10 protein-coding genes and 1 CRISPR repeat array are annotated in these 16,129 nt (G+C 35.7%); of the genes, 1 reads left to right on the top strand and 9 read right to left on the bottom strand.

The genetic code is table 11. The annotated features are described in order from the left end of the window. Window positions 1-27: 27 nt before the first annotated feature. Window positions 28-1,182: a CRISPR direct-repeat array (repeat unit 36 nt; unit sequence GTTTTTTATCGTCTTGAATTTACATCAAACCACAAC). A 227-nt stretch (window positions 1,183-1,409) separates the two neighbouring features. The 9 genes from cas2 to ACTB0Y_RS09365 form a co-directional block, all read right to left on the bottom strand. After that, complete coding sequence (gene cas2 / locus ACTB0Y_RS09405) at window positions 1,410-1,748, bottom strand: CRISPR-associated endonuclease Cas2 (protein ID WP_463206565.1); 339 nt, start codon at window positions 1,746-1,748, stop codon at window positions 1,410-1,412. Between the two features lie 4 nt (window positions 1,749-1,752). Continuing rightward, the gene (gene cas1 / locus ACTB0Y_RS09400) at window positions 1,753-2,643 is read right to left on the bottom strand and encodes a type II CRISPR-associated endonuclease Cas1 (protein WP_463206564.1); all 891 of its coding nucleotides are present in this window, start codon (window positions 2,641-2,643) and stop codon (window positions 1,753-1,755) included. Between the two features lie 141 nt (window positions 2,644-2,784). Beyond that, complete coding sequence (locus tag ACTB0Y_RS09395; protein ID WP_463206563.1) at window positions 2,785-3,423, bottom strand: transposase; 639 nt, start codon at window positions 3,421-3,423, stop codon at window positions 2,785-2,787. A gap of 61 nt (window positions 3,424-3,484) precedes the next feature. Next, the gene (cas9, locus tag ACTB0Y_RS09390; protein WP_463206562.1) at window positions 3,485-8,464 is read right to left on the bottom strand and encodes a type II CRISPR RNA-guided endonuclease Cas9; all 4,980 of its coding nucleotides are present in this window, start codon (window positions 8,462-8,464) and stop codon (window positions 3,485-3,487) included. Window positions 8,465-8,873: 409 nt separating this feature from the next. Then, window positions 8,874-10,652 (bottom strand): chloride channel protein, encoded by a 1,779-nt coding sequence (locus ACTB0Y_RS09385; RefSeq protein WP_463206561.1) that lies wholly within the window; start codon window positions 10,650-10,652, stop codon window positions 8,874-8,876. A gap of 607 nt (window positions 10,653-11,259) precedes the next feature. Beyond that, complete coding sequence (locus ACTB0Y_RS09380; protein ID WP_463206560.1) at window positions 11,260-12,234, bottom strand: lysylphosphatidylglycerol synthase transmembrane domain-containing protein; 975 nt, start codon at window positions 12,232-12,234, stop codon at window positions 11,260-11,262. Between the two features lie 19 nt (window positions 12,235-12,253). Next, the gene (locus tag ACTB0Y_RS09375) at window positions 12,254-13,243 is read right to left on the bottom strand and encodes a sulfotransferase family protein (RefSeq protein ID WP_463206559.1); all 990 of its coding nucleotides are present in this window, start codon (window positions 13,241-13,243) and stop codon (window positions 12,254-12,256) included. Next, entirely contained in the window at window positions 13,243-14,184 is a 942-nt protein-coding gene (locus ACTB0Y_RS09370; RefSeq protein ID WP_463206558.1) for a glycosyltransferase family 2 protein, read from the bottom strand. The genes ACTB0Y_RS09375 and ACTB0Y_RS09370 overlap by 1 nt, the downstream gene beginning before the upstream one ends. 71 nt (window positions 14,185-14,255) lie before the next feature. Next, a complete protein-coding gene (locus ACTB0Y_RS09365; RefSeq protein WP_463206557.1) occupies window positions 14,256-15,731 on the bottom strand; it encodes a hypothetical protein in 1,476 nt (491 codons plus the stop codon). A gap of 95 nt (window positions 15,732-15,826) precedes the next feature. On the opposite strand from ACTB0Y_RS09365, the gene ACTB0Y_RS09360 reads away from it, so the two are divergent. Continuing rightward, entirely contained in the window at window positions 15,827-15,952 is a 126-nt protein-coding gene (locus ACTB0Y_RS09360; RefSeq protein ID WP_463206556.1) for a hypothetical protein, read from the top strand. The last annotated feature ends 177 nt before the right edge of the window (window positions 15,953-16,129 follow it).

Raw genomic sequence — 16,129 nt, 5'->3', positions numbered from 1 at the left:
TTCTTGTTCTGTTATTAATAAATTCATGTTTTTTATCGTCTTGAATTTACATCAAACCACAACCGGCGCCTGTTGCGGCTGATCCGGTTCCGGGTTTTTTATCGTCTTGAATTTACATCAAACCACAACTGCAATCTGTTACATATTCTTTCGTTACATGTTTTTTATCGTCTTGAATTTACATCAAACCACAACCAACAACTCGTTTATTGTAAAAGGAAAATGGTTTTTTATCGTCTTGAATTTACATCAAACCACAACATGTTAAACTTTGACCATATAGCGATTGCGGTTTTTTATCGTCTTGAATTTACATCAAACCACAACCCATCTCGCATCAGAATCTTTAGCAAATAGTTTTTTATCGTCTTGAATTTACATCAAACCACAACGTAATAGCTATATCTAAGCTTATTGAGCTAGTTTTTTATCGTCTTGAATTTACATCAAACCACAACATTTGGTTAATGTTTCGATTGATCGAAATAGTTTTTTATCGTCTTGAATTTACATCAAACCACAACTTTTCCATAACGATCACTTTTCATTTGTTTGTTTTTTATCGTCTTGAATTTACATCAAACCACAACTATATCTTGTAATTCAAGTAAGGTAACAGAGTTTTTTATCGTCTTGAATTTACATCAAACCACAACGAATTGAACTCTAATGTTTTTTCTTCCCATGTTTTTTATCGTCTTGAATTTACATCAAACCACAACAAATTATCGGTTGAGGTTGAATTAACTAACGTTTTTTATCGTCTTGAATTTACATCAAACCACAACAGAAATTATAACTATCATTGTTTCAATTAGTTTTTTATCGTCTTGAATTTACATCAAACCACAACTGCGATTTCAAATGAAATTTCTTTCCCTGTGTTTTTTATCGTCTTGAATTTACATCAAACCACAACGGAGAACGCAACATCCCCGGCTTTCTTAAGTTTTTTATCGTCTTGAATTTACATCAAACCACAACATGTTTTGTTTAGTTGTGAATAGCCCGTAAGTTTTTTATCGTCTTGAATTTACATCAAACCACAACTTCAAGCGTGAAAAGCTTCGCCAACTGCTTGTTTTTTATCGTCTTGAATTTACATCAAACCACAACATGACGAAGTGCGCAACATACGAACACGCGGTTTTTTATCGTCTTGAATTTACATCAAACCACAACCTGGGGCTCAGAAACGGTTATATAACCAGACATACAATCAATTTTATGGCTATTTTTTCGCCTGATTACTCCACAGGAAGTGGTTTCTGGATGTAAATTTATCATTCTAAGTTCAATTTTCAATGACTTTTAAATATCATGATGTCAAAGAGCATTTTTTGTTCATGTTACTTGCGAAAATAACCACTTTTTGTTTTATTTCAATGCTTATTAAACCAAATCATTGACTAGAATATTTCCAACTGCTTTGGTCCTTCTGGCAAGGGTTTTTCTTTCACGCCCCAATAATTTACAATATTCCCGTATTGTTTGTCGGTAATGCGCAAAATACTTACCTGTCCTTTTTCAGGTATAAAATTTTTAACTCGTTTTTCATGCACATCGGCACTCTCCTTACTGGCGCAATGCCGGTTGTAAACCGAATACTGCATCATGCTAAAACCATCGCGCATCAAATCTTTGCGGAAACGGGCTGCAGCCTTCCGTTCTTTTTTTGTGTTGGTGGGTAAATCGAAAAATACAAACAGCCACATAATATGATAGGCATTTAACCGGTTTTGTTCCATTGCACTAAATCAAAATTGGATATTCTATATTTTTTTTATCCCTGGTAAAACATGCTGCCAACGATGCGGTAGTATGAGTAATGGCCACCATAAGCGGACGGGTTTGTTTTTTCATACCAACATCGACAGATAGCACTTGTAGCATCTCCGCTTTTATCTCTTTATGCATTTCGGATACATCAGGATATTTTTCACATACAGTCCATACGGCCATATCTACAAAAGGCCGATAGGGCTCCATTATATCATCAGCCAGGCAAAAAGCATTGTACCGGTTGTGGTGAAATATGCCAAAAGAAGGGAAAAGGCCTGAACCGGTCAGTGCCCTGGCTACGGCTGCCCGAAGCACAATGTAACCGTAATTTAAAAGGGCATTGGGCCATCGTCCATACCTGTCTCTTAAAAATGACTGACCAAAAATACGTTGCCAGTAAACCCTGGCCGCCATACCTTCGCGGTTATCAGCATCACCGCTTTTTACCTGACTGGCCAAATGCGGCAAGGGATTTGGGTCGATACCAATTTTTTCCAAAAGTTTTGATTGATTCAAAATTTTGGCTGTAACTGTCTGCTTCCACAAATTCTTTTTGAGTGGTTCAGACGCGGTCACCTGTTGCCGATAAATTTCGGTTTGTTGGTGATGTCCCTCCATATTAAGCAACATAGATTGGGGATGATGCCGGCTATCGCAGAAAACAACAGCTACGTTATGATTCATGAGCTCTTCAATTAATGGCGATGAAACAGCAATTTGTTGATTTTCGATGATCATGAAACCAATATCTTCAACAGGTACTTTTTTAACATCACCACCATTTTTGGGATCAAAAACGAGTTGCGTATCTTTGACCGATAAAAATCCGGGGCTGGAAAAATAAAGTGTACGTTTCAACATAACTCTGCAGGTTTCTCAAACCCTGGGTGTCTTGAAGACACACCGGGTTTTATGATGAATCTTTACATTTTTTTACGCTTCTTTTATACATATTTAAATACACTCGTTGTGACTTGGAGACACGCCGAGTGTTGCATCCGGTTAGAAATCAATATATTTTCGCGCTAGTCTCTTGTTAATCATCTTTCCATTGCGCAATCCGGCATAATCTTTTGCCGATGAGTACTCCCATTCTTCGGGTCGGGCAACCAGGCCGGCTTTCACCGGGTTTTGATGAATATAGTTAAAACAAGCTTGCAGATACTCTTTTTCCGGGTTGCTCACATGAATTTGCGTTCCAAATTCGGTGGCATAAAATGTTGGCGTAATGCCGTTTGGGCAATTGATGCATTCGGCTTTGGTCTCTTCTCGAAATAATTTGCCGCTTCGTTTTTGTTGCTTATTTATAGCTTTTGCATGACCCATAATCATAATCCCGATTGATGTATTCAAGGTTCGGAGTTTTGCGGGTTTCCGAGACTCGGTGTGTCTTGGAGACACGCCGAGTCTTTCGTCCCTGCTCACACTACCTTCGATCACAGGTAAATTCACTTCATTTACCAACACCATAAAATGAAAATGATTCGGCATCAGGCACCATGCCAAAATATCACAATAGGGCAGCATATATTTTCTCACTTTTTCCAAAAAGAAAAGATAATTTTTCCTTTCAAAAAACACTTTTCCCCGGTTATTTCCCTGGTTGTATATATGGTATATGTATCCTTTTTCCATTTCCATAACAATTTATTTAGACCCGGTGTGTTTTCGTAACACGCCGGGTCTTTTTAGCTTTCTCGTTTTATATTTTTTCGATTTGGCCGAGGATGTTGATTTTGAAATCAAGGCCTTCAAAAAAACAATCCATTTTATTCAAACTCATTAATAAAAATGGAAACGGATAATCAATTTTAAACTCAGAAACTGATTCTGGAAGCTTTTTATCTTTTCCAAAATATTCCTGAAAAATATCATTCATTCCCTCAATTTGTGAGTTTTTATCATACTCTCCTGAAATCATGTGATGCCTTAGTTTTATTTGTCCCTCGCCTACTCTATTATAGGCCTCTTTAATATGGTTATATTCAAAGTTCCTATTTAATCCTACAATTTTATATAACCTATTGTGCTGATCTTTTTTTGGAATACTAATAATTTCGTCAATTGATTCATCTTTAGTTGCTTTGAATAAGACATGCTTTTTCTTTTTCAAAACAACATCCTTATTGTTTCGTTGATAAACTTTATAAAGTATCTTTTTTGTACCGCTAGCAACATCAATACTTAAAGGATATGGCTTATCACCCGGATGGATTTTCTTTCTATGATTATTTATAAAATCGAAAAGTGAAATCACAACTGCTTTAAGCTCACCTATATTGGTGGTGTTTTCATAGACAACATATAAATGATTATTAGTATTATTTACATAGAAGTTTTCTTTATATTTATTCTGATCCTGTGATGAAAAAGTTTGCCTTTTAAGCTTAATCGGATCGTTTAATTTAGAAAACACTCTAATTGATTTTATCTGTGGCCCTTTTACATAATTTCCTTTTTCATCTTTTTGAAATTCAATCAATCCCTTTTGATTTCTAACTAGTTTCTTATCTTTCTTAACAGGTTTTAGCATATAGTAACCAATGTCAAAACTTTTTGAAAAGCTTTCAGCTTCCTTGGCCTGTAGAGTAAGCATTTCATGAACAACCGTATCAACAACTTTTGCTTTTTTTAGTTGATCAATATTCTTGAATCCTTTATTACCAGACGAATCGTATTTCATGGGCTTGCGAATTACGTAGTGAATCTTATCAGTACCATCTTTATTTTTCTTAAATAGAATTTCTCCTTTTTCGTTTTTCTGTAGTTTTCCATCTTTTTTATCAACTTGTTTTATAGCTCCGTAATAACTTGCTTCATGTAGCTTGGCTCTAACGGTGCTGCCTAAAGCATATTTAGGAACCAATTCTTTAACTCTTTCACCATTATTATCAAAAACAAATTCATAACAATAAGTTTTACCTGATTTTTTTGTTTCCACAAAATAATCCTTTCCTTCTACCAAACTTTCAAGAGCTGATGTTGGAATTCTCTTACCTTTCTTATAACGATAGAGTTTCTTTTCTACAACTTTTTTATTTCGTTTATCTTTTAAGATATTTCCTTTTGAATCTTTTGCATAAATTTCTTTATGCAAAATCGCACCTCGGTGCCGGAGTTTTTTTCGAGTTTGCTTAACGACTTCATCATTTGTCTTATTTTCAACTATAACTTCTTGTTCAATTCGATTTCTTATAACGTCTTCAAATTTATGAAAGGGTCTCGGTAAAAGTGACTTTTGTCCCTTTTCGATTTTAGCATAATGGTTTCTTAGTAAAATCTCTCGATATCTATAAGACATACATGCTATTGTAATAGCATCTATTGTATGATGAATATGTTTTGATCGAACTTTCTTTTCATCACTCTTTTGTATTCCCCACTCTTTTCGAAATGTATCAACCAACGAACCTTGAAAAACAAATGGCTTCTTTTTAAAATAAGTTTTTAAATATTCTGAAGCATACTTCGTAATGATTCTAGTGTCATTTAATTGACTGTTCTTAAATCTTTTTGTAATTTCCTTGGCAATAAATCTATCGTATTTTCCAGTCCCATTTCTGTTTGTCCAATATTCAAGTTGCATTTTTTTAAGAAATTTCTTCTGAACAGCGGCATCACGTTTTTCGGATGTGGAAAATACTCCGCTATTAACATTATCTTCGAGTTTCTTATAGTCTTGCTTTAATCTTTTTATCTTTTGTTCCCAAAAATACAGCCTGTCTTTTATTGATGTATACTTTTCTTTCCCTAGCTCATATGGGATTTTATTTCCTTTTTCCTTATTTTCCTCGCGAAATGCTATTGTTTTGTTCTCTAAAGAATTATCTGGCACTCTGCTGCGTGGAAATGTATGTTCTATTTCTACTACTCCATCACTAAACAGTTGTTTCATTGAAATTGGTTTGCCAGAATATAAACAAATGCCTTTTTGTTCATTCCAAAGCCGTTTTTTTAGTATATCCAATTCTTTTTTCTCTTGGCCGCTTAATTTGTTTTTTGAATCTTTCAACTTCACCAGCTTCTGAACATCCTCATCGAAGTCATCTTCGTCCTCAACTTGGTCTCTCCAAACAACTACTTTTTCAGTATTTTCTTTATTTATGGGCTTTTCAAATTCTTCAAGAAGTTTACGATAATTCTCATTTTCTGCCTGCATTTCAGATTGATATTCTTGAATTGCCTTCCTTAAATTTGAACCGTTTACTTCTTTAGCTACCTCAAGGTGTACCGTTGTTCTTTCATCAATAATACCAGCTTCAACCAATTCTTCAATTAATCCTTTCAGTTTATGAAGTGTTCTATTGGCAACTGGATTTTTAATATCCGGCAAATAAGGACTTGGGAGCTTAAGTTTCTCATTACCATCCTGATCAAGCAGCATTTTTGCATCGGGGTACAACATAATATCCGAAGGATGATATAATTTGCTCAATTGCTCAGAAACCATATCATCTTTAGTGTAATAATCTTTGTAAATATTAAACTGTTTTTGTAATTCGGATATTGATAATTGCTCTAAGTAGGTTGCAAGATATTCTTTAATCACTACATCTTTCCGGGGAACGGTTTTAAAATGTTCTGATTTGTTACCATTTATTTTCACTTTCCTTAAGAAAGTTCGATATTCATCGTGGGCATAATTCAATAAACTCTGTTTAAAATCATCACTTTTTGCCTTCCATGTTATTGCACCGAAAAATTCAGGAGCCATAAGTTCAATAAGTTGTATATCTGATCGGTCTAATTGATAATTGTCATAGCCATAATGCCTTTTATCTTCCGGTTGATTGAAAAAATGCCTTACTAGAGAATTCACAAAAGCATTTTTTTGATTAATTTCTTGTTGATTTTCAAGTTTATCAATTATGTCAATAATGATTTTGTTTTTATTATTTAACCAAATTTTATCACCCAGAACAGTTTGAATATTTGCAAAGAAAACAGCCAATGAGTATATGAATACTTGACTATTTTCGTCTTCTGGTTTCATAAATGCTATAATCTTATTTATAGCTTTTAGACTTAGCTTTGCATAGCCTTCCTTTAGTTTTGTCGCAAGACTTTGAAATTGTTCTGCTTTTCTGCTACTTAGTTTTAATTTCTCCTCAGCGAAACTTTTTAAGTAGTTCTTTTTGTTTTTAGTATACTTGGTGCGATAAAGAATTTGCCATATCTCCAAAATATCTATTTCTCTTTTAACCCTTTTTCCATTCCTGTCAATAGTTTTGTATTTAAATCTTTCTTTTTTTAAATCTTCCCAATTTTTATTGAATATGTTTGTTAACCTGCCAATTGTAGGGCTTGCCTCTACAGTAAGGCTATCTTTCCGGTTCTCCTCAAATTGTTTTTGATGGCTGAACTCATATTTTGTATAAGTTGGGTCAATAGTCTTTATTATGTCATTGAACTTAAAATTGGTTGCCTTCATAAACAATGGGGCAATTTTAACTTTATCATTATAAGTTAAATTCTTAAATATGCTATTTGGCTTATTTATTTCTTTATATTTTATATTGTTTATGAATTGCCACATACGGAATTCCTCATAGATAGGATGCGATAATGGACAACGTGGTTTGTTTTTTTCCATTGTGCATTTGCCAACTGCCCCTTTTTGCGATTTTAACGGCCGTACTAAAAACAACACATCTTCCAATTCTTCTTCCAGTGTCTTTCCATTTTTTGTTTTTATAGAATTTAGACCTTGCACTTTGCAAATTTGCTGGAATTCTTTTAAATACTGCTTTTCTCGATGGATATAGCGATCCCGAATTTTATTAGTCAAGGTAACATCACTATCCTCTTCTGTTTTAAATTTTTGCACAAACGCACTAAAATCTTTTTTTGATTGATGGTTATTGACAATATTTGAATGAGACTTATATAAAAAATAAAGATATTCACCTAGATATTTATGACCGCTTTTTTCTATTTCTTTTGATAATTGTTCTATTTCCTCTTTTACTGTTCCAAGGTTTTCTTTCTTATTAACTATCTTACTCAATTCAGCAATAAAATCCCTCTCTTTCTTTATCTTTTCAATTGACTTGATAAGCTTTTTGACCTTAAAATCCTCGCGAACCTCATCGCTTAGTTGTGAAATTAAACTATCTATTTCTCTAATTAATGAAACTCTATCTGCTGCATCCTCTAATTTTATTTGAATCTTACTCGTAATTAAAACTATCAACTCATCACTTTCGCTGGTTAAACTATTACTTAAAAATCCTCTACGTTGTGCTAAATGATAAATAGCGCGCCCCACTTCAAATTTTGAAATAGGCTCATTAACTGCCTTAAAACGATAATAATAAGGGTTTTTTATTTGTTTTTGTTTGTCATGTTTTGTGCCTATATTGTCAGTTCGCAACCACTTAAGAAAATCCTCATTCCCCACAGGAAACTCTTTGTTCATTTTCCAATTATTTAATTCTACATCGGAAACTGGTGGACAATATCCATTCTTATTTAGAAGTTTTAAAGTATCTATTTTTCTTTGCCGCCGGCGGTAATATAATCTATGTGTACCCCTTTGCATAGTACGCTCCTTTGCAGTTACCCCTTCCTGAAAAATCCTTACTCCTTTTTCCAGTAACTCAAATCTTTTATTATCATCTGTTTCCACCACAGCCCATCCAATGCTGTTGGTGCCCATGTCTAATCCTAAAATACGTGTCATATGCTATTATTTTTTGTTTTTTTATAATTTCTTTATACATTTGAGTTTTACATCTTATCACAATAAGGCTATATGCCGAAGGTGTTAAAACCTATACTCCCGCTTCGGTGGGAGTTTTTTTATGTTCATTTTTAAATGCATTATACTTCATAGTATCGACAACTAGTGTCGTTCCCAGGTTAAAAATAACTCAACACTAATAAATATCAGAACATCGGTTTTTGGGTTGGTTAATTTCAAGGGTAGTTTACCAAAGTTAAGAATAAAAATCCGGAAACAATGTTATTTCACTTTCTTTCCTGAAAAGACGTTACAACCCAAGAAGACATAAATTTTAATCTAATGCAAAAGCAACATTAGCAGTTAATGAATAGAAAAAAAATGTTTTTTTAACTGAAGGTTTCTAAGCCTACTCCTCCGAAAAGTCCTGCAAGATTTTGCGATAGGTAGAAAACATATTGGCGCGGGAGATAAAACCAATGTACTTGCCGTCTTTTACAACGGGCAGGTTGTAGTGCGATGTGGTTTGAAATTTCCTGGCTACGCCTTCCATTGATTCGTTCGGATGCACAAGTGGCGATGGCATATACATTAAATCGCGCATCTGTATTTTATCATACAAATCACGTTTCAGAATGATATGCCTGATATCGTTAATAAAAACGATTCCCTGTAAATTATTTTCATGATCAATAACCGGAAACACATTCCGCTTCGATTTTGTTACCGTTTCAAGAAATTCCCCCAGGTTGGCATCGGCGTATACGGGCAAAAAATTGGTCTCAATCAGGTTGTCGATTTTCATCAAATTAAGCACCGACTTATCTTTATCGTGCGTAATAAGCTCTTTTCGCTGTGCCAGCTGGTAGGTATATACAGAATTTGGATGATAGTAGCGCACAATAACATAAGAAAAAATACTGGTAATCATCAGTGGTACAAACAGACTGTAGCCGCCTGAAATATCGGCAATAAGGAAAATAGCAAATAAGGGGGCATGTAGTACACCTGCAATAAGGCCTCCCATTCCCACCAGGGCAAAATTCCGTTCAGATATCTCATGCAAACCGGTCATATTAATTAATTTGCTCAAAAACATACCGGCATTGGCGCCTATAAAAAGTGCCGGGGCAAATATACCTCCAATACCACCGGCTCCGAAGGTAGCTGCTGTAGCCACCACTTTAAGCATAGTAACAGCAAAAAGTAACAGTATAACTACCCATATCTGGTCCTGAAATCCATAGAAAAAACTGCGACTAAATAAATAGTCCATATCCCCAGCCAGGCACTGGTTTATTTCGTTGTATCCTTCACCATAGAGCGATGGAAAAATAAAAATCAACAAACCAAGCACCAAACCACCTGCAAGCAACCGGTGATAACCATTCCTGACGCGTTGGAATCTGTTATTCATAAACAAATAAACACGCGCAAAAAACACAGAGACCAGTCCACTAAATATGCCCAGCAAAATATAAAACAACAAATCGCTTAATTCAAAAGTAGAAAGCACATCGAATTTGTACAGGATGTCATTCCCCAGAAAAAAATAAGAGGTTACCACAGCAGAAGCTGAGGCAATTAAAAGTGGAATAAGCGAAGAGAAGGTCAAATCCAACATCAGAATTTCCAGGCTGAAAACAATACCCGCAATCGGGGCATTAAAAATAGCAGCTACGGCTCCCGAAGAAGCACATCCGATCAGTGTAACAATTTGCCTGCGGTTCAGATTAAAAGCACGTCCAACATTAGAACCTATGGCAGCTCCTGTACCCACAATGGGGCCCTCCAGCCCCACAGAACCGCCAAAACCAACGGTAAATGTACTGGCAATCAGAGATGAAAAAGTTTTATGTTTGTGTAAGAAACCATTGTTCCGTGAGATAGCATGCAAAATACCCGGCACACCATGTCCTACGGGCCTTCTTAATATATATCTTATGAATAAAATAGTGAGTAAAAACCCAACCACGGGTGAAAATATGTAGATGTAGTTTTGATACTCCTCAATTGAAAAAGAATGCAGCTGGTGTGAAATAAAATGCACCATGTTTTTAAGTAACACAGCGGCAAACCCGGCTGCAAGTCCTACAACAGCAGCCAAAACTCCCATAAGCTGCCGCTTCGAGAGATTATTGACCATCCACAAATAGACTCGGTTTAAAACAGTTCCTTTCCTGTGCATTGAAGAATATAGTTTGCAGTTGCGAAATTATAAATTATATGGGTAAAATACATTATCAATCCATAAACTTGAAATGTTTGCGAGCATAAATAACAAAAACCTACTTTTTATTCTCGACAGGCTAACCACTTCGGCGGTAAGTCCTGTTTTGTGCATGAAAACGACATATGGTAAAATAGATATTGATTATTAGCAAATTAACTTTTATCTCTTTCTATTTTGGGTGTCTCGTTCTGTTACGTTCAGTTTAATTAGACGGTGTTCCGCAAATTCATGCATTTATGGTGATTAATTTCTTTTTTAAAGATTTCTCGCCATGCACGCCACGATAAAAAGACGCCACGAACGCTACGAGCTATCACGTTGCGAACGTTGCGCCTTCGTTGCGATCGCTGCGTGAAATATGATTCCAAAACGACAGTAGACGAAGCAAAAAAAGTAAGATTAAATTAAATATTCCATTTTAACGCATTCTGCAGTTTGGGTGCCCCATTCAAAACAGGAAGAATATAGTTTGCAATTGCGCAAATTATAAATTACATGGGTAAAATACATTATCAACCCATAAAGATGCAATGTTTGTGAGCATAAATAGTCTGCAAGAAAACTATTTACCCGGGGCCTGCTGACCACTTCGACGGTAAGTGAGGTATAAAACACCACCAATGAGCGAAAAAACCACAAGAAAAAGCCTGTAAAACAATGCAAGGGCCAGGGCGACATCTTCTGTTATGCCAAATATCACAAGGCTAAGCACAATAGCAGCCTCCAGGGTTCCCAATGCGCCTACACTAATGGGTAAAAACCCAATAAACGTAGACATAAACAGCAAAAATATCATATGCACAGGCGCCAGTGATACCCCGAAATACAGCAACAGAAGATAAAAACCGAGCCCACGGAACGCATGAAACAACACAGAGTGAATTGAGACGTAAACCAACTGGTGTTGCGAAATTTGCTTCAATCTGTATTTGAAATCTTGCAGCCCTTTTAAAATCTTTTGTCCAATACTTTTATTACGTAGCAGCACCATAACCAGCAAACCTGCTATAAGCAACAACACACCACCCCCAATTAACCAAAATTTGCGGCTGTCGACATGAACCAAATCTGCCACAAGGCCCCATGCCTCCGCATACACATCTATAAAAAACGGAGAATAAACAATCCAGGCCAAAAAGATAGTGGCAAACCCGATGAATCGTTCAGTAAAAATATAACTCAGGCTCTTACCCCACCCATCTTTGCCCTGCTCCTGTTTAAGCAAATACAGTTTGATACCATCGCCACCCACATTGGTAGGCAAAAAATTATTGAAGAAAAAACCTATAGCCGTAAACTGGAATGACTTATAAAACCCACCGGTTATACTGCGTACAAGCACATGAAATCGGTAACTAAAAAAAACGCCAAACGCTATACAAAAAACTAAAAAAGCCGATATCAGGTACCAGTAATTGCCATGTTTAAATGTTTCCATCACCTGGCGAAACTCAATGCGTTTAAACAGCAAATAAATCAAAGTAAAGGCTACTAGCAATTTAACCACAAGTAAAATATATTGCTTCAGCTTCTTCATAAATAAATTACCATTAGTTTTATTTTGTAGTAGTCAGTTTGCGGTAAAAAGCAATTAAGGGAGCGGTAATACTTAAAGGCAGTTTATAAATGAGCTTTTCAAGAAAAGTGACCCATCGTGCATATAAGAAATGCGGAATTGTCAACAAACGTCGTAAACCAGCATGTTTCACCCCGGGCATCTCATAACCAAATGCAATGGCCATTTTTCGGGTTATGGCTGAGGCGTATTGAATATTGGGTTGGCTCATATCCTGCTTCCAGCGAAATGCCTTTTTCGGGTCAAGTGGATTTTTAAGGTTTTTGCGAAAGCCGGCTTCCCAGTCCAGCTCTTTCTTGTAAAAATTGAGCATTTCAGGATCATATTCAACCCCGAGAAAACCGCATAGCTTTGTTAAAGTCTCTTCAGGGTTTGCAAGCAAATCCTCAAACCTTAAAAAATGAAATTTTTCGGGCATGTTCCTGCTGAATTTAAGGATAGCCTTGTTGTAAATATTCCATCTGTTGGCCAGGGTTGAAGTATGGTGAGCATCAAAATTTACTGCCTTGTATGATAAAATTGTATCGCGCGGATCCCGCACAATATGTACAAACCTTGCATTTGGATAAAGGTTTATTAAATGCTTAAGATATAAAGCATAGTGCGGGTTTTTGTCACCCACAACTTTCAAATGCTCTTTCTGTTTCGACAAGCCATATTGGTAATAAACCTCCTTACAAAGCGTGGCAAAATCGGCATTTTCGTTATGCTTTAATAATTCCTGCTTCAGATCTTCAGGCTTTAGATGCCAGTTCTCCATACGCTCCTCGAGCCACAGCTCCCGCGAAAATTTTTCAATTTTTGATTCACTCCAGTCAGTATTTTGATACCTGCGCCGCAAAAACATAATAAACTGCGATTCGGGTGCTACAGATATCTGCGGGTGTGTATTAAGAATCGTTTGCAACAACGAGGTACCCGAACGGCCGCGACCCACAATAAACAAAAGCGTTGTATCCTTAAGTGCCATTAATCCTTATCTTTTTCAATGGTCTCTTTCACGAAATACGATGGACGGTTTTTCACTTCTATATTGGTGCGTCCCAAATATTCACCAATAATACCCAGCATTACGAGAATAATACCACCCAGAAACAGCATCACAACCATCATAGAGGGCCACCCTTGCACTACAGCATCAGTAAAAAGGGCTTTGTATAAAATATAAAGTGCATACAGAAATGCAATTCCACTTATAGCGAACCCAAACCAGGTAGCTATGCGAAGTGGGAAAAATGAAAAACCAATGATGCCATCCAGGGCCAGGGCCAATGATTTTTTGAACGGATACTTTGACACTCCTGCTTTTCGTTCCTGCCTTTCATATTCAACGCCGGTCTGATTAAAACCTGCCCAGGCCACCATGCCACGAATATAGCGAAAACGCTCGGGCATATCTTTTAAGGCATTGATCACCTTTCGGTCGATCAACCTGAAATCTCCTGTATCAACAGGGATTTCGAATTTTGTAATTTTCTTAAGCAACCGGTAAAAAATGTTGGCCGACCAAAGTTTGAACCATGATTCACCTTTACGTTTCTTTCTTTTGGCATAAACCACATGGTAATTCTCCTTCCATTTGTTAATCATAGCAGGAATCAAACCTGGCGGATCCTGCAAATCTGCATCAATAATTATGGCACAATCGCCTTTACAATGATCAACTCCGGCAGTAACGGCAATTTGATGACCAAAATTACGGGAAAGGTCTATTACCCTGATACGGCTATCTTTCTCAGCCATTTCGCGAAGAATATCCAGCGTACGGTCAGCACTGCCATCATTCACGCAAACCACTTCAATATCTTCTTCAATATCTTTTAACGCGTCTGTTACCACATTTACCATATCAACGATTACTGCTTCCTCGTTGTAGGCCGGAATTATAATGGATACAAGGTTTTTACTCATTTTGATTTATTTTATAAATACAAAGAAAGAAAAAATTATTGAATTGATTAACCTAGCTCAAATGGTCTTATCTATTGTGTCTTTTTGACAAAATAGTACCTTTTATCTCTTTCAAGTACATTCCACCTCTTTAACACCTGAACTTTTGACTCAGATTTCCAGGGTTTATGAAACCTGAACCATGAAAAAACCCTGCACGGGTTGTCTAATGCCACTGTATCTTGTTCTGATGCAGCTATTTTCATTAAAGCGTTCCGTTCACAATTATTTTTATCAAAACCAGGTTTATCAGCACTGGTAAAATCAATTAAGACCCACAAGAAAATCGGGATATAAACGTATAACCAGTTTCTTTTGACGTTTTTAAGAATAAAGTAAACTGAAAAAACTGTTAAAAATACCAGTAGAAATGTTACGGGCAATAACGTATCTCCCCTCAAAATAAGTGGTCGATATTCCCGGTATCCACCAAAAGGCAGAAATAAAATAAATATGAGAATTGCGAAAAACACAAAATGATATAATTTGAGTACAATCCTTTTTCTTTGATTTTTGACAAAAAACCAAATAATCAAATAATTAATTAAAATTACAATTAATGTAATTCGAAAAGGTCTTTTATTGAGAAACTCCTCAAACACACCCTGAAACAATCGGTCATACATATCAGCTAATGGCATAGAATAGGAGATATTTGTATTAAAAAAGCCAATTATTAAAGAGTAAAAAGAGAAAATAACGATGGGAACGATATAAAAATAATACATCCGTGGCAAAGATTGAAAAGCACCCTTAATTGCATTATAAAGCTCCGGGAATTTTCTGAAACGCACGTGATCGTATAAATAAAAGAGGAAAAGTAATCCTGAAATAATGAGTGCAAGCGGTGGATTTAATGGTCCACTCAAAGCAAGCACAATACCAAAAGCAAGCCAAATAACTTTATAATATACAGAATTAAATACTTTTTTCGACCATAAAACATTTAAAATCACAGGCAAAAAATACAGTAGTAATATGAGCAAAGAAAACGAATAGAAAAAAAAGTAGGTATTTGATCCATGTATTAAAGTAAATTCCTTACCATATCCCTGCCCCTGGAAAAAAGGCACTGTTATGACCATAACCAACAGGTTATCGAAATCAAAAAAACGATATTTACCCGTTACAAAAACTGCAATAAGAAAAAGCAATAAAAACTGAACGAAAATCTTAACTACAGCTGAAGATAGATAAACACTATTCAATGGAGATGTAAACTGCTGAAGCCACAACGGAATATTATTGTAGTATTTATTTATAGACCAATGACAAAAAAACCTATTGGGGTTTGGGTAAGCGTCTTCCTGGGTTAAGATTTTAGTTGCAAACGGATCATCAAGCACTTTACTAATATCAGGTGAAGGAATAATAGAGTTTGGCATATCGCCATCTAGTGGCATATTGTAATATTGCAAAAAAGAATAAGATAAATCTGCCACCAGTAAAAGAAAAAACAAAATAGATAGCATTTTCTTAAGATGGTTCACACTTAAATTTCGTAACATTTTTTAATTGTTTTTATTGTAGAATAACTCTTTTAAGACTATTTTTACACGTTTTTGAATATTTAACACCAGCGCTCATGACTCTAAACAGAAGAATGAAAAACCAAAACATAGTTCTATTTACCATAATTTTCACCCTCATCAATCTGGTTGCGAAGATATGGAATATTAATGAATATAGTCTTTATGGAGATGAACCTTTCAGCCTGTTTTTTGCTTAACAATCAATGAGCGACATATTTGACCGCATAGCAAACGATAAAAAACCGTCCTGGTTATTCCGGTCGAACCATGCCACTCTTTCCGGTTGAAAAGGTGCCACTTTGAAAGATCATACAATAGTACAATTTTTTTTTCTCATTCACTTTTTATAAAACCTTTTCTTAACGATTCTCCTT

It is taken from the genome of Salinivirga sp., assembly GCF_055145285.1.
The sequence above is the reverse complement of the archived record's forward strand: the minus strand, read 5'-3'. Positions and strand labels throughout refer to the sequence as shown.

What these genes read in the sequence shown, in the direction of transcription:
- cas2 (WP_463206565.1), bottom strand. Translation starts at nt 1,748, where the DNA reads ATGGAACAAAACCGGTTAAATGCCTATCATATTATGTGGCTGTTTGTA.
- cas1 (WP_463206564.1), bottom strand. Translation starts at nt 2,643, where the DNA reads ATGTTGAAACGTACACTTTATTTTTCCAGCCCCGGATTTTTATCGGTC.
- ACTB0Y_RS09395 (WP_463206563.1), bottom strand. Translation starts at nt 3,423, where the DNA reads ATGGAAATGGAAAAAGGATACATATACCATATATACAACCAGGGAAAT.
- cas9 (WP_463206562.1), bottom strand. Translation starts at nt 8,464, where the DNA reads ATGACACGTATTTTAGGATTAGACATGGGCACCAACAGCATTGGATGG.
- ACTB0Y_RS09385 (WP_463206561.1), bottom strand. Translation starts at nt 10,652, where the DNA reads ATGCACAGGAAAGGAACTGTTTTAAACCGAGTCTATTTGTGGATGGTC.
- ACTB0Y_RS09380 (WP_463206560.1), bottom strand. Translation starts at nt 12,234, where the DNA reads ATGAAGAAGCTGAAGCAATATATTTTACTTGTGGTTAAATTGCTAGTA.
- ACTB0Y_RS09375 (WP_463206559.1), bottom strand. Translation starts at nt 13,243, where the DNA reads ATGGCACTTAAGGATACAACGCTTTTGTTTATTGTGGGTCGCGGCCGT.
- ACTB0Y_RS09370 (WP_463206558.1), bottom strand. Translation starts at nt 14,184, where the DNA reads ATGAGTAAAAACCTTGTATCCATTATAATTCCGGCCTACAACGAGGAA.
- ACTB0Y_RS09365 (WP_463206557.1), bottom strand. Translation starts at nt 15,731, where the DNA reads ATGTTACGAAATTTAAGTGTGAACCATCTTAAGAAAATGCTATCTATT.
- ACTB0Y_RS09360 (WP_463206556.1), top strand. Translation starts at nt 15,827, where the DNA reads ATGAAAAACCAAAACATAGTTCTATTTACCATAATTTTCACCCTCATC.